General features: G+C 73.2%; 18 protein-coding genes. 10 read left to right on the top strand and 8 right to left on the bottom strand.

Features of this window, described 5'->3' with window-relative positions:
* Positions 1–50 precede the first annotated feature (50 nt).
* Entirely contained in the window at positions 51–1388 is a 1338-nt protein-coding gene (gene allB / locus IG94_RS0112110) for an allantoinase AllB (RefSeq protein WP_031034516.1), read from the bottom strand.
* A 254-nt stretch (positions 1389–1642) separates the two neighbouring features.
* Here allB and allR point away from each other — a divergent pair, with 254 nt between their 5' ends.
* Positions 1643–2446 (top strand): allantoin degradation transcriptional regulator AllR, encoded by an 804-nt coding sequence (gene allR / locus IG94_RS0112115; protein ID WP_031034518.1) that lies wholly within the window; start codon positions 1643–1645, stop codon positions 2444–2446.
* 64 nt (positions 2447–2510) lie between these two features.
* Here the strand turns inward: allR and IG94_RS0112120 are convergent, their stop codons facing one another.
* Complete coding sequence (locus IG94_RS0112120) at positions 2511–2831, bottom strand: DUF5955 family protein (protein ID WP_051159974.1); 321 nt, start codon at positions 2829–2831, stop codon at positions 2511–2513.
* 175 nt (positions 2832–3006) lie between these two features.
* On the opposite strand from IG94_RS0112120, the gene IG94_RS0112125 reads away from it, so the two are divergent.
* On the top strand, positions 3007–3669 hold the full coding sequence (locus IG94_RS0112125) for a nucleotidyltransferase family protein (RefSeq protein WP_031034523.1): 663 nt from the start codon (positions 3007–3009) through the stop codon (positions 3667–3669).
* A 217-nt stretch (positions 3670–3886) separates the two neighbouring features.
* Complete coding sequence (aceB, locus tag IG94_RS0112130; protein WP_031034525.1) at positions 3887–5509, top strand: malate synthase A; 1623 nt, start codon at positions 3887–3889, stop codon at positions 5507–5509.
* Between the two features lie 81 nt (positions 5510–5590).
* Here aceB and IG94_RS0112135 read toward each other — a convergent pair whose 3' ends face one another.
* From IG94_RS0112135 to IG94_RS0112145, 3 genes are all read right to left on the bottom strand, one after another.
* Positions 5591–6505, bottom strand: a complete 915-nt coding sequence (locus IG94_RS0112135) for a HipA family kinase (protein WP_031034527.1) — start codon at positions 6503–6505, stop codon at positions 5591–5593.
* Between the two features lie 153 nt (positions 6506–6658).
* The gene (locus IG94_RS0112140) at positions 6659–8152 is read right to left on the bottom strand and encodes a cryptochrome/photolyase family protein (RefSeq protein WP_031034530.1); all 1494 of its coding nucleotides are present in this window, start codon (positions 8150–8152) and stop codon (positions 6659–6661) included.
* Positions 8153–8287: 135 nt separating this feature from the next.
* A complete protein-coding gene (locus IG94_RS0112145; protein ID WP_031034532.1) occupies positions 8288–9535 on the bottom strand; it encodes an NAD(P)/FAD-dependent oxidoreductase in 1248 nt (415 codons plus the stop codon).
* A gap of 207 nt (positions 9536–9742) precedes the next feature.
* Between IG94_RS0112145 and IG94_RS0112150 the strand changes: the two genes are divergently transcribed.
* On the top strand, positions 9743–10474 hold the full coding sequence (locus tag IG94_RS0112150) for an MgtC/SapB family protein (protein WP_031034536.1): 732 nt from the start codon (positions 9743–9745) through the stop codon (positions 10472–10474).
* 12 nt (positions 10475–10486) lie between these two features.
* On the opposite strand, the gene IG94_RS0112155 is transcribed toward IG94_RS0112150, so the two are convergent.
* Positions 10487–10939 carry an ATP-binding protein gene (locus IG94_RS0112155; RefSeq protein ID WP_031034538.1) on the bottom strand — a complete coding sequence of 151 codons (453 nt, stop codon included), beginning with the start codon at positions 10937–10939 and terminating at the stop codon, positions 10487–10489.
* 165 nt (positions 10940–11104) lie between these two features.
* Between IG94_RS0112155 and IG94_RS0112160 the strand changes: the two genes are divergently transcribed.
* Both IG94_RS0112160 and IG94_RS0112165 read left to right on the top strand, forming a co-directional pair.
* Positions 11105–11965, top strand: coding sequence for a helix-turn-helix domain-containing protein (locus IG94_RS0112160; protein ID WP_052410651.1), 861 nt, complete (start codon positions 11105–11107; stop codon positions 11963–11965).
* Positions 11962–12231 (top strand): DUF397 domain-containing protein, encoded by a 270-nt coding sequence (locus tag IG94_RS0112165; protein ID WP_031034543.1) that lies wholly within the window; start codon positions 11962–11964, stop codon positions 12229–12231. Before IG94_RS0112160 ends, IG94_RS0112165 begins: the two co-directional genes overlap by 4 nt.
* On the opposite strand, the gene IG94_RS0112170 is transcribed toward IG94_RS0112165, so the two are convergent.
* Entirely contained in the window at positions 12189–13718 is a 1530-nt protein-coding gene (locus IG94_RS0112170) for an IucA/IucC family protein (protein ID WP_031034546.1), read from the bottom strand. The genes IG94_RS0112165 and IG94_RS0112170 overlap by 43 nt on opposite strands.
* A 103-nt stretch (positions 13719–13821) precedes the next feature.
* Between IG94_RS0112170 and IG94_RS0112175 the strand changes: the two genes are divergently transcribed.
* From IG94_RS0112175 to IG94_RS0112185, 3 genes are all read left to right on the top strand, one after another.
* The gene (locus IG94_RS0112175) at positions 13822–15363 is read left to right on the top strand and encodes an IucA/IucC family protein (RefSeq protein WP_031034548.1); all 1542 of its coding nucleotides are present in this window, start codon (positions 13822–13824) and stop codon (positions 15361–15363) included.
* A gap of 62 nt (positions 15364–15425) precedes the next feature.
* Positions 15426–16691: a VWA domain-containing protein gene (locus IG94_RS0112180; protein ID WP_031034552.1), complete on the top strand. Its 1266-nt coding sequence runs from the start codon at positions 15426–15428 to the stop codon at positions 16689–16691.
* Positions 16691–17515 (top strand): hypothetical protein, encoded by an 825-nt coding sequence (locus IG94_RS0112185; RefSeq protein WP_031034553.1) that lies wholly within the window; start codon positions 16691–16693, stop codon positions 17513–17515. Before IG94_RS0112180 ends, IG94_RS0112185 begins: the two co-directional genes overlap by 1 nt.
* A 67-nt stretch (positions 17516–17582) precedes the next feature.
* Here IG94_RS0112185 and IG94_RS0112190 read toward each other — a convergent pair whose 3' ends face one another.
* Positions 17583–18230: a winged helix-turn-helix transcriptional regulator gene (locus IG94_RS0112190; protein ID WP_031034555.1), complete on the bottom strand. Its 648-nt coding sequence runs from the start codon at positions 18228–18230 to the stop codon at positions 17583–17585.
* A gap of 86 nt (positions 18231–18316) precedes the next feature.
* On the opposite strand from IG94_RS0112190, the gene IG94_RS0112195 reads away from it, so the two are divergent.
* Positions 18317–19525, top strand: coding sequence for a pyridoxal phosphate-dependent aminotransferase (locus IG94_RS0112195; protein WP_031034556.1), 1209 nt, complete (start codon positions 18317–18319; stop codon positions 19523–19525).
* The last annotated feature ends 38 nt before the right edge of the window (positions 19526–19563 follow it).

The raw sequence follows: 19563 nt of genomic DNA on the forward strand, positions 1-19563 counted from the left end.
GTTCCTTTCGGGTCGTTCGGGAGGGACTGGGTTCAGGGGGTCCGGGCGCGTCAGGCCCGGTCGAGGAGCTGTCCCTTCGGTTTGGTGAACGCGCCGTCCGCCACGATGCGCGTGCCGCGCAGCCAGGTGGACTTCACGACGCCGTACAGGGTCTTGCCCGCGTACGCGGTGACGCGGTTGCGGTGCTGGAGGGCGGCCGGGTCGACGGTGAAGGTCTCGTCCGGGGCGAGGACGGCGAAGTCCGCGTCGTGGCCGGGCGCGACGGCGCCCTTGCGGGCGTCGAGCCCCACGAGGCGGGCGGTGCGCGCCGACATCCAGCGCACGACGTCCTCCAGGCCGAGGCCGCGGGCGCGGGCCGCGGTCCACATGGCCGGCAGGCTCAGCTGGAGTCCGGCGATGCCGCCCCAGGCGGTGGCGAAGTCGTCGGTCTTCAGGTCGACGGTGGACGGGGAGTGGTCGGTGACCACGCAGTCGACGGTGCCGTCCGCCAGCGCCTGCCAGAGCAGGTCCTGGTTGGCGGCCTCGCGGATCGGCGGACAGCACTTGAACTCGCTTGCGCCGTCCGGCACTTCCTCGGCGGTGAGGGTGAGGTAGTGCGGGCAGGTCTCGACCGTCACGCGTACGCCGTCGGCGCGGGCCTCGGCGATCAGCGGCAGGGCGTCGCTGGAGGACAGGTGGAGCACGTGCACCCGCGCGTCGAACCGTTTCGCCTGTGCGAGGAGGGCCGCGATGGCGGTGTCCTCGGCGTCGCGCGGACGGCTGGCGAGGAAGTGGCTGTACCGGGGGCCGCCCTGCTGCGGGGCGGCGGCCAGGTGGTGCGGGTCCTCGGCGTGCACGATCAGCAGGCCGTCGAAGGCGGCGATCTCCGCGAGGGACCGGGCGAGCTGCTCCTGGTCGAGGTGCGGGAACTCGTCCACACCGGACGGCGACAGGAACGCCTTGAAGCCGAAGACCCCGGCATCGTGCAGCGGGCGCAGGTCCTTGACGTTGTCCGGCAGGGCGCCGCCCCAGAACCCGACGTCGATGTGGGCCTTGTCGGCGGCGACCGCGCGCTTGGTGCGCAGGTGGTCGACCGTGGTGGTCGGCGGGATGGAGTTGAGCGGCATGTCGACGAGGGTGGTGATGCCGCCGGCCGCCGCGGCGCGGGTGGCGGTCCAGAAGCCCTCCCACTCGGTGCGGCCGGGGTCGTTGACGTGCACGTGGGTGTCGACGAGACCGGGCAGGACCACGTGGTCGCCGACGTCCTCCAGCCGGGCGCCCGCCGGGACGGGGGTGTCGTGGGGCAGCACGGCCGTGATCTTCTCCCCGGTCACCGCGACGGACGCGGCGCGGATCCCGTCGGGTGTGACGACCCGCGTCGAACGCAGCACCAGTTCAGCTTCGGACACCCGCATCCTCTTCTCTGCTCGCTGCCGCCAGATTTCAACGTTCTGTTGAATCCTCCTGTCGAAGGAGTCTTCACTTCCGCTTCCGGACCGTCAAGAGGCACCCTTTGCGGTGGCATGCCCGACGGTCACACTCTGGACGTTTCCACAAAGCGGAATTAGAATTCCAACACGCAGAACGTAGCTACGTACAAGCCGGTAGTCAACCGGCCGCCGGGTACGCTTCTTTCTCCCGCCAGCCCCGAAAGGAACGTGCCGTGCCGTCGTCCAGCGCCAGCACCACCGACCCCGCCAGGTCCGCCACCGGCGGCGTCCAGTCATTGGAGCGCGCCTTCGACCTGCTCGAACGGATGGCGGACGCGGGCGGCGAAGTCGGCCTCAGCGAGCTGTCGGCGAGCAGCGGGCTGCCGCTGCCGACCATCCACCGCCTGATGCGCACCCTCGTCGCCTGCGGATACGTCCGACAGCAGCCCAACCGCCGGTACGCGCTGGGCCCGCGGCTGATCCGGCTCGGCGAGTCCGCCTCCCGCCTGCTGGGCACGTGGGCCCGCCCGCACCTGGCCCGCCTGGTCGAGGAGACCGGCGAGACGGCCAACATGGCCCTGCTCGACGGCGACGAGATCGTGTACGTCGCCCAGGTGCCGTCCAAGCACTCGATGCGCATGTTCACGGAGGTCGGCCGACGCGTCCTGCCGCACTCCACCGGTGTCGGCAAGGCGCTTCTCGCGGACTTCCCGGCGGACGAGGTGCGCGCCCTGCTGGCCCGCACCGGCATGCCGGCCGCGACGGACAAGACGATCACCACGCCGGACGGCTTCGTCGCGGCCCTGGAGGACGTGCGGCGCCAGGGCTACGCGATCGACGACAACGAGCAGGAGCTGGGCGTCCGCTGCCTGGCGGTCTCCGTCCCGGACTCCCCCACCGCGGCGGCCATCTCGATCTCCGGCCCCGCGGGCCGCGTCACTGAGGCGGCGACCGACCGGATCGTGCCGGTGCTCCAGCAGGTGGCGGCGGAGCTGTCCCAGGAACTGCTGGCCTCGAACGGCACGCCGGCCGCCTGAACCGGCGCCCCCGCGGAGGGACCCGGCACCCCCGTGAAGGGACCCGGCACCCCCGCGGAGGGACTCAGCGGCGCGGCGGGTCCCCGAACAGCTCCACGGCGTTGCGCACCTCCGTCAGCCCCGGCTTGAGGGCGCTGACGGAGCCGATCGCGCCGGCCACCAGCAGCAGGGAGCGGCGCAGCCGCGGCACCTCGGGGATTCCGCGCCCCGCCGTCGCCGCGAGGTCGGCCAGCTCGTCCTCGGCGATCGTCCGGTCGGGGAAATCGACGGGCAGCACCGCGAGTTGGCGGCGCAACCGCGACACCGCGATCCGCAGCGCCGTCACCCGCACGTCGTCGTCGCCGACGGCCGCCCGTCCCTGCTGCCTCTGTTCCAAGCTCCGCAACGCAGCCCTCCCCCATCACACCCCGTGGCGCCGGGCGGGCGCCGGGGACGCGGGCCAGTAAACGCCACCCCGCGCACAACGCGCCACCACGCGGACGGAAATTCAGCCTCCTTTCATCGGTGTCTCATCCCGCGCACGCCGGGGCGTTTGGCGGCACGTCAGGTATGCAGGAGGCATGACCGACAACGAAGACCGGGCGAACGACGAGGCGGCGGACCCGGTGGTGGGGCTGCTGCTCGCCGCCGGGGGCGGCCGGCGGCTCGGCGGCCGCCCCAAGGCGCTCCTCGAACACCGTGGACAACCACTCGTCGAACACGCGGTCGCGGCGCTGCGCGCGGCCGGCTGCGCCCGCGTGCACGTCGTACTGGGGGCGCGCGCCGATGACGTACGCGCGCGGGCGGCGCTGGACGGCTGCGTCCTCGTGGACAACCCGGAGTGGGAGCAGGGCATGGGCTCGTCACTGCGGGCCGGGCTCGCCTCGCTGACCGGGACAAGGTCCGGAACGGGGCCCGGAACGAGGACGGGAACGGGGGCGGGGGCCGCGCTGGTCTCGCTGGTGGACCAGCCCGGCATCGGCGCACCGGCGATGGCCCGGGTGCGCTCGGGGTACCGCGACGAGAGGTCGCTCGTCTCGGCGGCGTACGCGGGCGTGCGCGGGCACCCGGTCCTGCTGGGCGCCGCCCACTGGGCGGGGGTCGCGGCGACTGCCACCGGGGACCGGGGGGCACGCGCGTACCTGAGGGAGCACGAGGCGGAGATCGCCCTCGTGGAGTGCGGGGACGTGGCACGGCCGTACGACATCGACACCGAGGCCGACCTGGTCCACCTTGAGCCCTAGGAGGTCCTGAACGCCGGGTTCCACTGCGAGTGAACGGGGTGGCACTCAGCGCCACCTTCGCTCGATCCGGAGAATCTCGACATCAACAAACGATTGAAGTTCCACGATAAGGAAACTACTATCCACTGACCAGAAGCACCCGGCCGCGCACCGGGTGCGCAATGCCCCATACGTGCCCGCTGGCACCCGGTGCCACCGCTGAAGGAAGTGACAGCTCATGTCCGCACCAGCGCCGTCCCCGCTGGCCATCGTCGACGCCGAGCCCCTGCCCCGGCAGGAGGAGGTCCTCACCGACGCGGCGCTCGCCTTCGTGGCGGAGCTGCACCGGCGGTTCACGCCCCGGCGTGACGAGCTCCTCGCCCGCCGCGCCGAGCGCCGCGCCGAGATCGCCCGCACCTCCACGCTCGACTTCCTGCCGGAGACCGCCGCGATCCGCGCGGACGACTCCTGGAAGGTGGCCCCGGCGCCGGACGCGCTGCAGGACCGCCGGGTCGAGATCACCGGTCCCACCGACCGCAAGATGACCATCAACGCCCTCAACTCGGGCGCCAGGGTCTGGCTCGCCGACTTCGAGGACGCCTCCGCCCCGACCTGGGAGAACGTCATCCTCGGTCAGCTCAACCTGATCTCGGCGTACACCCGGACCATCGACTTCACCGACGGGCGCAGCGGCAAGTCGTACGCCCTGCGCCCGGCCGAGGAGCTGGCCACGGCGGTCGTGCGCCCGCGCGGCTGGCACCTCGACGAGCGCCACCTCCAGGTCGACGGCCGCCCGGTCCCCGGTGCCCTGGTCGACTTCGGCCTGTACTTCTTCCACAACGCCCGGCGCCTGCTCGACCTGGGCAAGGGCCCCTACTTCTACCTCCCCAAGACGGAGTCGCACCTGGAGGCCCGCCTCTGGAACGAGGTGTTCGTCTTCGCGCAGGACTACGTCGGCATCCCGCAGGGCACCGTGCGCGCCACCGTCCTGATCGAGACGATCACGGCCGCGTACGAGATGGAGGAGATCCTCTACGAGCTGCGCGACCACGCCTCCGGCCTGAACGCCGGCCGCTGGGACTACCTCTTCTCCATCGTGAAGAACTTCCGCGACGGCGGCGCCAAGTTCGTCCTGCCGGACCGCAACGCGGTGACGATGACCGCCCCGTTCATGCGGGCGTACACCGAACTCCTGGTGCGTACCTGCCACAAGCGCGGCGCGCACGCGATCGGCGGCATGGCGGCGTTCATCCCCTCGCGCCGGGACGCCGAGGTCAACAAGGTCGCCTTCGAGAAGGTCCGCGCCGACAAGGACCGCGAGGCCGGCGACGGCTTCGACGGCTCCTGGGTGGCCCACCCCGACCTGGTCCCGATCGCCCTGGAGTCCTTCGACAAGGTCCTCGGCGACAAGCCGAACCAGAAGGACCGCCTGCGCGAGGACGTCCACGTCACGGCGGCCGACCTGATCGCCGTCGACTCCCTGGACGCCAGCCCGACCTACGCGGGCCTGGTCAACGCGGTCCAGGTCGGCATCCGCTACATCGAGGCGTGGCTGCGCGGCCTCGGCGCGGTCGCCATCTTCAACCTCATGGAGGACGCGGCCACCGCCGAGATCTCCCGCTCGCAGATCTGGCAGTGGATCAACGCGGAGGTCGTCCTCGACAACGGCGAGCAGGTCACCGCCGAACTGGCCCGCAAGGTCGCCGCCGAGGAGCTGGCGAACATCCGCGCGGAGATCGGCGACGAGGCCTTCGCGGCCGGCAACTGGCAGCAGGCCCACGACCTGCTGCTCACGGTGTCGCTCGACGAGGACTACGCCGACTTCCTGACGCTGCCGGCGTACGAGCAGCTCAAGGGCTGACGCCGTACGGACACCTCCCGCGCCCCCGGCACCGGACAACGCCGGGGGCGCGGAGCCGTGTTCAGCCCAGCGGAGCCGTGTTCAGCCCAGGTGGGCGGACCAGTCCTGCTCGGCGGGCGGCCTGCCGTGCAGGTCGGGGACCCGCTTGAGCCAGTCCGGCCGGCCCCGCCGCGTCCGCGCGGCACGGGCGGCGTTCTCGGCGGCCAGTTCGGCGCGGCTCGGGAAGCCGGTGGGCAGCCACTCGGACGACGCCTGCACGCGCGCGTGCAGGTGGCCGACGTACGCGGCCCGTACCTCCTCCGGTGTGCCGAACCCGGCCTCGCAGGTCAGCCATGCCTCCGGCACCCGGCCCACCACCTCCCGCAGCAGCTCCCCGGTCACCTTCGGGGCCAGGTCGGCGTCGGCGGCGCGGACGTCGGGCGCGTAGCCGCCGAGGGCGTGGTGGCGGAAGTCGTACGCCTTCTGCGGTACGGAGCCCTCCCAGCGGTGGTGGAAGACGAGGGCCGCGCCGTGGTCGATCAGCCACAGGCGCGGCGGCACCGTGCCGAGGGTGGGCCAGACCATCAGGTTGGAGCTGTGCACGGTGCGGTCGACGTTCACTGTGAGGGCGTCCAGCCAGACGACGCGCCCGGCCTCCCCGGAGTCCACCGGGAACACCTCGGCGACCTCGGGCGTGAAGTCGGCGCCGCCCGACAGGTAGTCCATGCCGAGGTTGAGCCCCGCGCTGGCGTGCAGCAGGTCCCGCACCTCCTGGTGCGGCTCGCTCTCGGCGATCGCCGGGTCGAAGTGCGCGAGCACCAGCTCCGGCACCCGCAGGCCCAACTCCCGCGCCAGCTCCCCGACGATCACCTCGGCGACGAGCGCCTTGCGCCCCTGCGCGGAACCGGTGAACTTCAGGACGTACGTACCGAGATCGTCGGCCTCGACGACGGCGGGCACGGAGCCGCCGGAGCGCAGGGGCTCGATGTAGCGGGTGGCGGTGACCTCTCTCAACACTCTCCCCTAGGTGATTCGTCTCCCCGGCCTTGCGGTGCCGGGCCGGGGCGCGGCGGAGCGGAGTCGCGAGCCTCGCCCGTCGACGCCCCCGCGGACCCCCGCCGAGCATAGTAATCAGGGTGGCGACCGGGCCCGTGCCGACGGCCTGTCACGTCACGGCGGTGCGTCCCCCCGGGCGCGTTCCTGTCGGCGCACCTCGTCGAGGTCGGCGAGGCGGTCGAGCTGCCGCACGGGCTGGGCGGTGCGGTGGTTGCCGGCGAGCCGGGCCCGGTGCCGGTCGAGGAAGGCCCAGTAGCCCGCGGTGTACGGGCAGGCGTGCTCGCCGGTCCGGTCGCCGGGCCGGTAGGCGCAGGGGCCGCACAGGTCGCTCATCCGGTTCACGTAGGCGCCGCCGGACGTGTAGGGCTTGGTGGTCATCCGGCCCCCGTCGGCGTACTGGGACATGCCGACGACGTTGGGGACCATGACCCAGTCGTAGCCGTCCACGAAGCAGCGGTGGAACCAGTCCGTGACCGCCGCCGGGTCCCAGCCCTGCTGGAGGGCGTGGCTGCCCAGGATCATCAGCCGGGGAATGTGGTGCGTCCCCCCTGTGTCCCGCACCTGCGCGAGGACGGTCTTCAGGCAGCGGGCCTCCACCGCGTCCGCGTCCAGGTCGTTCCACCAGTCGGGCAGCGGGGCGGTGTGCCGCAGCTCGTTGCTGTGCCGGTAGGCGTCACCGAAGTACCAGTAGAGCTGCCACACGTACTCCCGCCAGCCGGCGACCTGCCGGATGTAGCCCTCCACGCTGTTCAGCGGGGCCTTCCCGGCACGCCAGGCGGCTTCGGCCCGTTCGACGCACTCGGCGGGGTCCAGCAGGCCCAGGTTCAGCGCGGCGGACAGCCGGCTGTGGCTCATGACCGGGTCGTCGGCGAGCATGGCGTCCTCGTACGGGCCGAACGTGCCGAGCCGGCGGTCGACGAAGCGCCGCAGAGCCGCGCGGGCCTCGGTGCGGGTCGCCGGGAAGAGGCGCGGTCCGTCCCGCCCGACGAACGACACGTCGCCGTCCCGCTCCCAGCGGTCCAGGTCGTGGCGGACCTCGTCGTCGATCTCGTCCTCGCGGGGCCGGTAGGGGCGGCCCACCGGGAGGCGGTCGGCGTCCCGGGGCGGGGGCTCCCGGTTGTCGTGGTCGAGGTTCCAGCGTCCGCCCGCCGGCCGGTCGCCGTCCATGAGCCAGCCGTGCGCGCCCCGCACCCAGTGGTAGAAGGCCTCCTGCCGCAGGCCCTTCCCGCCGTGCCCGTCCGCCCAGGCCGCGAAGTCCGGCATGGGCACCAGGAAGCCGCGCGCGGGCAGCACCGTCACCCGCGGGAGGGCCTCGACCAGGCGGAGGGCCGCGTACGACGTGGGGTGGTGCACGGTGACCGGGCCGGTCCCCGCCCGCTCCAGGCCCTCGCGGTAGGTGTCGGCGCGCACGTACGTGAGGCGGTCCCCCAGCTCGGCGGCCCGGTGGCGCATGGCGGACAGCACGAGGTGCGCCTTGGCCCGGTGGAAGCGGCGTCTTCGGAAAACCGAACGCGCCTCGATCATGAGCAGCGGGGTGTCCCGGGAGGGGCCCTCCTCGCCGGGGGTGAGGAAGTGCGGGCCGAGCTGATCGCCGAAGAGCCAGTGCACCACGGATGCCTCCTGGGTCGCCGGGCCGGGCGGAGCCGTTCCCGGGTCGTCGTGGGTTGCCGCAGGCCGCGCGTAGCGGGCCGGGTACCCGGCGCCGCCCCGTCCACCGCGGCCCGCCCCGGCCGCCGCTCGGCGTCAGCCTCGTGCGAGGTCGGCGAGCACCTCCCGCGCGGCGCGCGTTCCGGACGCCAGGGCGCCCTGCACCGATCCCGTCGCCCGGTGGTCTCCGCACACGTGGCGGCCCGGGGCGTGGCGGGTGGTGCGGCACAGCGGCCAGGGCGGACGCATCACGGGCAGCGCGCCCTCGACGGTGTACGCGGCCACCTGCCGCCAGTCGCCCGTCGGGGTGCGGTACAGCTCGGCCAGTCGCCGCAGCACCGTACCGGCCGTACCGGGCCGGTCGGCGCCCAGGACGCTCGTGGAGACCAGGGCGGTGCCCGGCGGCGCATAGGTGGGGGCGACCCGGCTCAGGACGCAGGTGTTGAGGACGGTCCCGGCGCTGTCCACCACGAGGGTCGGTTCGGCGAGCGGCGGCCGGTCGGTCGCATGGTAGTACGTGGTGACCGTACGCCCCTCGGGCGCGCTCAGGCCGGGCAGCAGGCGGCCCGCGGTCGCCGCGTCGGTCGCGACGACGACGGACCCGGCCGGCGTCTCGGTGCCGTCCTCCAGGAGTACTCCGGCGGGGGTGATCTCGCGGACCGGCGACTCCAGCCGCAGCACTCCGTCCGGCAGCCCCTCGGCGAGCTGGGCCGGTACCGCCCCGATGCCGTCGGCCGGCAGGCAGAGGGACCCGCGGACCATGCTCCGCCAGACCAGGTGGAAGAAGCGCGCGGAGGTCTCCAGCCGGTCCTCCAGGAACACGCCCGACAGGAACGGCCGCAGGACGTGCGCGACCGCCGCGTCCGACACCCCGGCCCGGCGCAGGGCCGCCGAGGTGGAGCGGTCGGCGCGCCGCTTGAGCACGCCCGCCGGCAGCAGCGCGTCCCCGGCGGTGAGCGCCGCCAGCGCGGCCAGGTCCCGCGCGCCGAAGACCCGCCCCGGCAGCAGCGCCCGGGCCGACTCCGGGCGCCTGGTCGGGTCGGCGACGCGGACGGGCCCGCCCGGCGTGTGCGCGAGAACGCCCGGGGTGAACGGCCGCAGCCTCAGCCTCTTGAGGTCCAGTCGGCGTTTGACCTGCGGATACGAGGTGTTGAACACCTGGAACCCCCGGTCCAGCAGGTATCCGTCGCGCCGGTCCGTGCGCATCCGGCCGCCCACGCCGTCGGAAGCCTCCAAGAGCGCCACGCGCCGCCCGGCCCGGCACAGGTCCAGCGCGCAGGCCAGACCCGCCAGACCCGCACCGACCACGACGACGTCCGGTGTTCCGGGGTGTGCGCCGCTCATGCTGCTCCTCGTCGTCCGCGCCTGGCTGCCGTCATCCGTGCTCCAGCGGACCACAGCGTCCGGGCAGGTGCGAGATGTCGCGGCCGAACGAGCCCCGCGTCTTCGCAGTCGGCTCCCACCCGGCGCGCGCTTCGGCTCGAACCCGCCGGTTTTGCGGCAGTCTTGCCCGGGCACCGGCGGTGGTGCGGAAGTGGCCCGGAGGTGTGCATGACGTGGCTGGCGGCATCGTGGTGGGACGTCCACAACGGGCAGGGTCTGCGGCAGTTGGGCGAGCTGGGTCTCGCCCTCGTCCTGTCGAGCCTGATCGGCTGGGAGCGGGCGGCCCAGCAGAAGAGCGCGGGACTGCGGACCCACACCCTGGTGGGCATCGCGAGCGCGCTGATGATGGAGGTCTCGCAGCACGGCTTCACCGCCGTCCTCGGACTGGAGAACGTCTCCTTCGACCCGTCCCGGGTGGCGGCCCAGATCGTCTCGGGCATCGGGTTCATCGGCGGCGGTCTGATCTTCGTACGGCGGGACGCGGTACGGGGTCTCACCACCGCGGCGACCGTCTGGCTGACCTGCGCGATCGGCATGGCGTGCGGCGGTGGGCTGCCTCTGCTCGCGCTGGCCACCACCGCACTGCACTTCCTGGTCGTACGCGGCTATCCCCTGCTCTCCTCCCGCCTCGTGCCCGGCGCGGCGGCCTCCGCCGTCGAGGCCCGGCTGACCTATCTCACCGGCACGGCGCTGCTGCCCCGCCTGATGGAGACGTGCACCCGGCGGGGCTTTCGCATCGTGCAGGTGAAGGTCGAGCGGCTGCCGGGCCGCACGGAGGGCGCCGCCCGGGTGGTGCTGCAACTGGAGGGCCCGGACGACACGTCGGGGCTCGCCTCGGAACTCTTCCAGGACGACGGCGTGATCGACGTCGAGATGACCGCCGCCGCGGACGACGAATAGGGCCCGACGCCTTCACCGGGTCGGCAGGTCCACCTCCGCGCGGACCGTCTTGCCGACGGGTACGCGGTCGAACACGCCCCACCGGTCGGCCAGCGCCTCCACGAGCAGCAGCCCGCGACCGCTCTCGGCCACCGCCGGCGTCTGCTCCGGTGCGGTCGGCCGGCACTCGCCCCGGCAGTCGGACACGTCGATCCGCAGCGTGTACGCGTCCAGTCGCAGCAGCACCTCGATGTCCCGCCCCGGCACCAGCCCGTGCGTCACGGCGTTCGCCGCCAGCTCCGCGACCAGCAGCGCGGCCTTGTCCGACAGCGCCGAGCCGTACGGGATGCCCCACGTGTCCAGGCGGTGCAGCGCGAGGTGCCGGGCCAGGCGGGCACCCCGCGGGGTGGAGCTGACGCGCTGGGCGAACACGCGTGCGGTGACGGGAGGTTCTGGCGTGGGGGGTGGTGTGGGGGTCGCTCTCATGCCGCACATCCCACCGGCCGCGAACGGCGTTCCACCAGGTCCGCCACTGGTACGCAGGGTCAGCGTACGGGTACGGAGAGTGGACAGTAGACGTAACCGCCCGTGACCATGGGGCTGTTCAGCGGGTTGGCCTGAAGTGGGCGTACATGCGGGGAGGTGTCCTGGATGCCGGACAGTGCGGGTGGCGTGGAAACGCTCTGCGGGGGCGGGGAACCGGAGCGGTCGGACAGTCTGCGGACGTTCGGCGAGGTCGTCAAGGCGTTCCGCAAGCGGGCGGGACTGACGCAGGAGGAGTTCGCGCCGCGCGTACGGTACTCGCTGCCGACGGTGGCCTCGATCGAGCAGGGCCGGCGGTTCCCTCCGGGGGACTTCGTGGACCGCGCGGAGGAGGTCCTGGACGCGTTCGGTGCGCTGAGGGGTGCGGCACGGCATCTGTCCCGGCAGCCGGGGTTGGCGAGCTGGTTCAGGCAGTGGGCGCGCTTCGAGGCGGAGGCGGTGAGCCTGTACACGTACGAATGCCGGGTGGTTCCGGGGTTGTTGCAGACGGAGGGGTACGCGCGGGCGGTGTCGTTCAGCGTGCCGCCGCTGCCCGCCGAGGAGGAGATGAACGACCGGATCGCGGCACGCATGGCGCGGCATGCCCTGCTGGCGACGGACCGGAAGCCTCCGACGGCGTTCAGCTTCATCGTGGAGCAGGCGGTGCTGGAACGCCACACGGGTGGCGAGGAGGTGACGCGGGAGCTGTACGACCACCTGCTGTCCACCGTTGAGCAGCATTGGAACGTGGAGTTCCAACTCATGCCGCTGCGGCAGCCGGTACATGCGGGGCTGGACGGGCCGATGCAGTTGGCAGAAGCGCCGGACAATCGGTGGTTCGGCTACTCCGAGGGGCAGAAGAACGGGCGGCTGATCACCGATCGTAAGGAAATCAGCGTGCTCCACCAGCGCTATGCCAAGATGCGTTCACAGGCCCTGACTCCAGAGGACTCCCTGGGCCTGTTGAAGCGAATGCGAGGAGCGCTATGAACACGTCCGACCTGGCCTGGTTCAAGAGCAGTCACAGCGGCTCGCAAGGAGACAGCTGCGTCGAAGTAGCCCTGTCCTGGCGGAAGTCCAGCTACAGCAGCGGCAGTGAAGGCGACTGCGTCGAGGTGGCCCCCTGCCCCGGCACCGTGCATGTCCGTGACTCCAAGGTGCGGGACGGCGATCAGCTCGCCGTGTCTCCGGCGAGCTGGACGCACTTCCTCACTTACACCACCGGCACCCACAGCGGGTTCGGCACCGGAAGGTAGCGCGCGTCCGCGCCGTCCGCTCCCGTCCAGCGGAGCAGGAGGTTGGTCTTGCCGGGCAGGGTGGGGGCGGCCAGGAGCGCGGGGATCTCGGGGAGGTCGTGCCGGGTGAGGGCGCGGCGGACGGCGGGCCAGGGGGCGAAGCCCCGGTGGTGCTCGGTGAGGGCCGCCGCGATCTCCAGCAGGTGGTTGACCAGCAGGCAGTAGACCAGGCGCTCCCAGCCCGCCTCCCGGGACGTGTCCGGCAGGAGCTTGACGCCCTCCGCGTCGCGGAAGAGGGCCTGGACCGGCGTGCCCGCCGCGTCCACGGCGATCACGGTGTTCTGGAGGTGCGCCTCCACGACGACGCCGCCCGCGGCGAAGGCGGTCAGGACGGGCGGGACGACGGCCGCGAGGTACGCCTCCCACCAGGCCGCCGGGTCACCGGCGTTGGCCAGCGGGCTGTCCGGGAGGTCCTCCACCAGCGCGGCGGCCAACAGCGGGGTCGCGCCGGGGACGAGGTGGGGGCGGAAGCCGTCGCGGACGACCACGGCCAGTTCCTCGTAGGCGAAGTCCGCGGTGCGGTGGCCGCGGTCGGCGAGCCAGGCCGCCGGGGTGCCGAGCGCGGCGAAGGCCTCGGTGGCGGCCGTGTCGGTGCGGCGCAGCTTGAGCAGGTCGTGGCGCCACAGGCGGCGGATGTCGTTGGTGATGCGCACGTCGAGGCTGAACTTGAGGAACAGGTCGCGCTCCGGCGCGTACACCGTGCGGATCGCCGCCGTGGGCCACACCGGGGAGCCGGTCGCGCCCAGGCGGATCAGGCGGCCGTCGGCGAAGGCGGGGGCCAGGGACTGTGCCGCCAGATCGAGTTGCCAGGGGTGGGCGGGCAACAGCCGGTAGCCGGGCGGGGCTTCGCCGAGGGCGTCCAGGGCGGTGGTGTCGCCCTCGTCGACGACCGCGTCCGCACGCACGGCGAGCAGCGTCAGCGGGAAGCGGGCGTACGCCTCGGGCGCGTACGGCAGCCAGTCGGCGTGCGGGCCGCCGCCGCGCGCCTTGGGCGCGGGGTGGTGGGTGTGGCCGGTGAGGAGGGACTGCTCGGAACGGAGGTAGGGGTCGTCGGGCGGGGTGGCACGCGCGCGGGCCGTCAGCAGCGCGGCCACCGCGTCGCGGCTGTCGGTCATCTCGGTGGGCAGCTCGTGGTTGGCCAGGCCGGTGTGCCGGCGCAGTTCCTCGGCGACGAGTTTCACCAGCTCGGCGTGGCCGAGGCGGTGCCAGGCGCCCGCCGCGCGCAGCTCCGGTTCGGCGGGGCGCCGGCCCGCGCGCACGCGCAGCAGTCTGCCGCCCGGCAGCCGGTACACCGGCCGGGGTGTCGGGGTGCGCACCGGTTCGGCCACCTCGCGCAGGAGGCAGTTCAGCAGCGGTACGGCCGCGTAGGCGTCGGCGCGGGCCGGGATGTCGTCCCGCCGGGCGGGGTCGGCGCCGGGCGCCGGGGGCAGGAGATCCACGCGTTCCACTCGTTCCCTACGGTCGGTCCATGGCGGAGGGGTCGGGAAAGATCAGTATGTCTGCTGTCGTCCTTGCGGAGTGACGCCGTATCCGTACCCGAGGAGTCTGCCCGTGCACCGTCCCCCCAGCGCAGAGGCCGAGGTCGTCGAGGAGTTGGCCGCCGTCCGGCCCGATCTGGTCGATCTCTGCACGGCCCGGCTGCCCGGCGCCCGCGCGGCCGTGCTGTCCCGGCTGTGGCGGGCCCTCGCGCACGAGCCGCTGCCGTGGATCACGGGCCGGGAGCGCGCCGGGGACGGGCTCGTCCTGCGGCTGCGCGACGGGCGGCGGCTGACCGGACCGGCCGCCGATCCCTACCGCACGGACGCGTACGTGCCGGCCGTGCGGATCGACGGGGCCGCGTACGACGACCCGGCGCGGCTGGTGACCGACCTCGGGGTGCCGCAGGGCGACGGGTTCGCCGCCGAACTCGGGCACAGTGTCGCGTCGTTGGCGCTCTCGCGGGCGGCCCAATCCGTTGCCGTCGGGGAGGACGACCTGGCTCGTGGCCCGGACGCGTGGCCGGACAGCGACTGGGGCTGGGAGCGGCGGGTGGTCGACGGGCACCCGTACCATCCCAACTGCCGTTCGCGGCCCGGCTTCTCGGTCGCGGAGCAGCTCGCCTACGGGCCGGAGTACGGGCCCGTGGTGCGGCTTGGGCTGGTGCCGGTCGCGGCGGAGGCCTGCCTGGTGTCCGGGGTGTGGCCGCGTGAACTGCGGGACGGGACGCGGCTGCTGGTGCCGGTGCACCCGTGGCAGGCGGCGCACGTGCTCAAGGGGACGTGCGAGGAGGACACCGGTTCGCAGGGGCTCGACGCGCATCCGCTGATGTCCCTGCGGACGCTCGCCGTGCCCGGCGGGCCGCACGTCAAGACGGCGCTGAGTGCCCGGCTGACCTCCTCGGTGCGGGACATCTCGGTCGCCTCGATCGGCGCGTCGGCGGACGTCTCCGACTTCGGGCAGGCGCTGGCCGAACGGCTGGACGGACTGCTGCACGTGACCGGGACGCTGGGCGCGGTCGCCGCCGGTTCGCCCGACCTGGCCGCCGTACTGCGCGAGTCGCCCCGGGTGTTCGCGGCGCCCGGCGAGCACGTGGTCCCGGTGGCCGCGCTGACCACGACCGGGCTGCCGGACTCCCCCGCGTGGCTGGCGTCGTTCGCACGGCTGGCCCTCGGCGTGGGGCTGCGGCTGCTGGAATTGGGCGTGGCCCTGGAGGCGCACGGCCAGAACCTTCTGGTGGTGCTCTCGTCCTCCGGCGAGCCGCTGCGCCTGGTCTACCGCGACCTCGCCGACATCCGTGTCTCCCCCGCCCGGCTCGCCCGGCACGGCATCGCCGTCCCCGAGCTGCCCGCGCGGATGCTCACCGACGAACCGGTGGCGCTGCGCCGCAAGTTGTTCGGTTCGCTCGTGTGCGGCGCGCTGGCGGCGACGGCCGGTTCGGGAACCGCGCTCGGCGGGGCGCTGGAGGCGGCCGTGGGTGAACTTCCGGGTACGCCCGACCTCGTGGCCCTGCGCGAGGAGCGTCTACCCGTGAAGTCGCTGACGCTGATGCGGACTTCACCGCGGAGCACGGGCGACCTGTGGACCGAGTTGCCCAACCCGCTGCACACGACGTGACGTCGGGGTGTCGCCGCGGTCTCGTTTTGGAGCCCGGCACCCCCGCTCAATAGGATCCGCCGATGATCACAAGAACACGGTTGGCGGCGGGTGCCTGTGCCCTGCTCGCCGCGCTGACGGCCGGGATGGCGTTCCCGGCCGGAGCGGCAGCCGGGGAACCCACGGGTGAGGACGCGCCGAAGGTCGACCTGGTGCTCGACGTCAGCGGCTCGATGCGGACGCGGGACATCGACGGCGGTACCCGGATGGCCGCGGCGAAGCAGGCCTTCAACGAGGTGCTCGACGCGACGCCTGAGGAGGTGCAGCTGGGCATCCGGACGCTGGGGGCGGACTATCCCGGCGACGACCGCAAGACCGGCTGCAAGGACACCGCGCAGCTCTATCCCGTCGGCCCGCTGGACCGCACCGAGGCGAAGACGGCGGTCGCGACCCTGTCGCCCACCGGCTGGACGCCGATCGGCCCCGCGCTGCTGAAGGCCGCCGACGACCTCGACGGCGGCGACGGCTCCAAGCGCATCGTGCTGATCAGCGACGGCGAGGACACCTGCGCGCCGCTGGACCCCTGCGAGGTGGCCCGCGAGATCGCCGCCAAGGGCATCGGCGTCACGATCGACACGCTGGGCCTGGTCCCCAACACCAAGCTGCGCAAGCAGCTCAGCTGCATCGCCGAGGCGACCGGCGGCACGTACACCTCGGTCGAGCACGCCGACGAACTGACCGACAAGGTCAACCAGTTGGTGGACCGCGCGGCCGACCCGGTGGTGACGCCGGTCGCCACCGAGGGCGCGGACGCGTGCGCGAAGGCGCCGACGCTCAAGTCGGGGCTGTACACCGACCGCGAGGAGTTCGGCCAGCAGCGCTGGTACCGCGTCGACGTGGAGCCGGGCCGGGAACTGCGGGCCTCGGTGAGCGTGAGCGCCGACCGGGCCGTGAACCCCTCCCACGGGGTGCTGCTGCGGGCGGTGACGGCGAGCGGCCGGGAGATCGTGCGCGGCGAGGCGGCGGGCAACGGCCGCACCGACGTGCTCTCGACCGGGCTGCGCTACCCGAAGGCCGAGAGCGACGAGGAGGACGCCGCGCCCGAGGCCGTGTGCCTCCAGGTCACCAACTCCTTCTCCCCGGCCTCCGGCGTGAAGACCACGCCGGGCCTGCCGCTGGAGCTGACGGTCGACGTCGTGGACGGTCCGTCCGACTCCGACGACGTGGCCTCCTTCGGCCTCGGACGCGGCTGGTGGCTGCTCGGCCTGCTGGTGCTGGTCGGCTTCCTCGCCGGTCTGCTGTGGGGCTGGCTGTCGCGCTGGCGGTTCGCGGTCTGGAGGACCAACTGATGCGATTCACCCGAGTGCTGAGTGCCGCTGTCGTCGCACTGGGTCTCGCCGCGGGGCCCGCGGCGGCCGACTCCTCGCCCTCCGCGAGCCCCTCCGGCGGCGGGGACGGCGACGGGCCGACCGTGGCGGGCACGTCCTTCCGCACGGCGACCGAGATCGACCAGGGGCAGCAGGCCACGGCGGGCGGGTCCGCCGGTGACTACCTGTACTGGTCGTTCCCGGCCGACGCCGGGCAGCGGCCCACCGTGCGGGCCACGGTGAAGCTGCCCGAGACGCATGCCGCCGAGACCTGGCGCATCGACGTGTACGACGGCCTGCGCCGCCGCCAGGCCTGCCAGTGGGGCGCCGAGACCCGCACCGCGCAGGCGGGCGCCTCGTCCCTGGAGCTGGCCTGCGTGCTGCGCACGGTGCGCGCCTGGTCGGAGCCGTGGGCCAACGACCCGCTGCCGGGCACGTACTACATCCGGCTGACCGCGGTGAACCTGCCGGCCTCCGACCTCGGCGTCCCGGTCTCCACCGAGGTCCAGGTGGACTCCAAGGACATGGGCGGGGCCGCGGCGGTGGACGGTGCGCTGGCCGAGCCGCTGGTGCCGGGCATCGCGGTGACGTCCGGGAACGACGAGGACGCCGACGGCGAGGAGGACGGGGAGCGGAACGCCGTCCTGTCCGCCATCGAGCCCGAGGACGGATGGTCGTCGGGCTGGTGGTCCGACCGCTGGGTGTGGACCGGGATCGGTGCCGTGCTGGCCGCGCTCGCGGGCATCGGCGGCTACGCGCTGACCCGCGGGTCGGGCCGGCCGTCGCGGACACCGCCGGGCGCCTGACCGCCCCTCGGGAGGCCCGCCCCGCTCGTCGGGGCGGGCCTCCCGCCGTCTCACCCCTCCCGCCGTCTCATCCCTCCCGCAGTGCCTTGGCCGCCGTGCCGTCGCCGGTCACCTCGACGCGCCCGGCGCGCACCGCGTCCCGCAGTCCGGTCTCCCCGCGGCCCAGCGCCGCGCACGTCGCGGCGTCCAGCACGAGCCGGGCGTCGGGCTCCCCGGGCGCGGGCCCGTCGCCGTACGCGGGGCCGTCCTCCGCCTCACCGGCGTACAGGTGGAACGTCCCCTCCTCCAGCCGGACTTCGACGACCCCCTCCCCCGCCCCGGCCTCCCGCAGCGCGCGCAGCAGGGGCAGCGCGAACCAGTGCGCGCGTACGGCGTCGGTGGGCCGCCGCTCCCCCAGTTCCGCGGCGCCCCACGCGCCGAGCGCCTCAAGGACGGGCAGCAGGGCGCGTCCCCGCGCGGTGAGTTCGTAGACGTACGCCGCCGCGGGCGGCGGCAGCCGGCGCCGGGTGGTGAGCCCGTCGCGCTCCATGTCCTTCAGCCGCGAGGCGAGTACGTCGGTGCTGACGCCCGGCAGGTCGGCGTGCAGGTCGGTGTAGCGCCGCGGTCCCGCGAGCAGCTCCCGGACGATCAGCAGGGTCCAGCGGTCGCCGACGGCGTCGAGCGCCCGGGCGGCGGAACAGAACTGGTCGTAGCTACGGCGAGCGCGTGGTGACATGCGACGCAGTGTAGACAAGTTGTTGGACTTTCCAAGCTGCTACTTGGTAAAACCAAGCAACACAAGATTCCGGAGGGAAGCCGCGCATGGAGTTCCGGCAGTCGAACAAGCTCAGCGAGGTCTGCTACGAGATCCGCGGCCCGGTGATCGAGCACGCCAACGCACTGGAGGAGGCGGGCCACAGCGTCCTGCGCCTCAACACCGGCAACCCGGCGCTCTTCGGCTTCGAGGCGCCGGAGGAGATCGTCCAGGACATGATCCGGATGCTGCCGCAGGCGCACGGCTACACCGACTCGCGCGGCATCCTCTCCGCCCGCCGGGCCGTCGCCCAGCGCTACCAGGCCCTGGGCCTGGAGGTGGACGTGGACGACGTCTTCCTCGGCAACGGCGTCTCGGAGCTGGTCTCCATGGCCGTACAGGCTCTTCTCGAGGACGGCGACGAGGTCCTGATCCCCGCCCCCGACTTCCCTCTCTGGACGGCGGTGACGACCCTCTCGGGCGGCAGGGCGGTGCACTACCTGTGCGACGAACAGGCGGAGTGGTACCCCGATCTGGCCGACATGGAGTCGAAGATCACCGACCGCACCAAGGCGGTCGTCATCATCAACCCCAACAACCCCACCGGCGCCGTCTACCCCAAGGCGGTCGTCGAGGGCATCCTCGACCTCGCCCGCCGCCACGGCCTGATGGTCTTCGCCGACGAGATCTACGACCAGATCCTGTACGACGACGCCGTCCACCACTCGGCCGCGTCCCTCGCCCCCGACCTGGTGGTCCTCACCTTCTGCGGCCTCTCCAAGACGTACCGGGTGGCGGGCTTCCGCTCCGGGTGGCTGGTGGTGACCGGCCCGAAGCAGCACGCGAAGGACTACCTGGAGGGCCTGACCATGCTGGCCTCCATGCGGCTGTGCGCCAACGCCCCCGCCCAGTACGCCATCCAGGCCGCGCTCGGCGGCCGGCAGTCCATCCGCGAGCTGACCGCTCCGGGCGGGCGGCTGCGCGAGCAGCGGGACGTGGCCTGGGAGCGGCTGAACGAGATCCCGGGCGTCTCCTGCGTCAAGCCCAAGGGCGCGCTGTACGCCTTCCCGCGGATCGACCCGAAGGTCCACCGCATCCACGACGACGAGAAGTTCGTCCTCGACCTGCTGCTCCGCGAGAAGATCCAGGTCGTCCAGGGCACCGGCTTCAACTGGCCGGGCACCGACCACTTCCGCATCCTCACCCTGCCGTACGCCGACGACCTGGAGGCGGCGATCGGCCGGATCGGGCGGTTCCTGAGCGGGTACCGGCAGTAGCGGCCCGGCGGGTGTTCCGCCAGGCCAGAGCGCCGGGG

This window comes from Streptomyces olivaceus, assembly GCF_000721235.1.
GTDB lineage: Bacteria > Actinomycetota > Actinomycetes > Streptomycetales > Streptomycetaceae > Streptomyces > Streptomyces olivaceus.

Coding starts and splice junctions, on each gene's coding strand:
- IG94_RS0112125 (WP_031034523.1), top strand. CDS start 3,007: ATGACCGACAACGAAGACCGGGCGAACGACGAGGCGGCGGACCCGGTG.
- aceB (WP_031034525.1), top strand. CDS start 3,887: ATGTCCGCACCAGCGCCGTCCCCGCTGGCCATCGTCGACGCCGAGCCC.
- IG94_RS0112145 (WP_031034532.1), bottom strand. CDS start 9,535: ATGAGCGGCGCACACCCCGGAACACCGGACGTCGTCGTGGTCGGTGCG.
- IG94_RS0112150 (WP_031034536.1), top strand. CDS start 9,743: ATGACGTGGCTGGCGGCATCGTGGTGGGACGTCCACAACGGGCAGGGT.
- IG94_RS0112155 (WP_031034538.1), bottom strand. CDS start 10,939: ATGAGAGCGACCCCCACACCACCCCCCACGCCAGAACCTCCCGTCACC.
- IG94_RS0112160 (WP_052410651.1), top strand. CDS start 11,105: ATGCCGGACAGTGCGGGTGGCGTGGAAACGCTCTGCGGGGGCGGGGAA.
- IG94_RS0112165 (WP_031034543.1), top strand. CDS start 11,962: ATGAACACGTCCGACCTGGCCTGGTTCAAGAGCAGTCACAGCGGCTCG.
- IG94_RS0112180 (WP_031034552.1), top strand. CDS start 15,426: ATGATCACAAGAACACGGTTGGCGGCGGGTGCCTGTGCCCTGCTCGCC.
- IG94_RS0112185 (WP_031034553.1), top strand. CDS start 16,691: ATGCGATTCACCCGAGTGCTGAGTGCCGCTGTCGTCGCACTGGGTCTC.
- IG94_RS0112190 (WP_031034555.1), bottom strand. CDS start 18,230: ATGTCACCACGCGCTCGCCGTAGCTACGACCAGTTCTGTTCCGCCGCC.
- IG94_RS0112195 (WP_031034556.1), top strand. CDS start 18,317: ATGGAGTTCCGGCAGTCGAACAAGCTCAGCGAGGTCTGCTACGAGATC.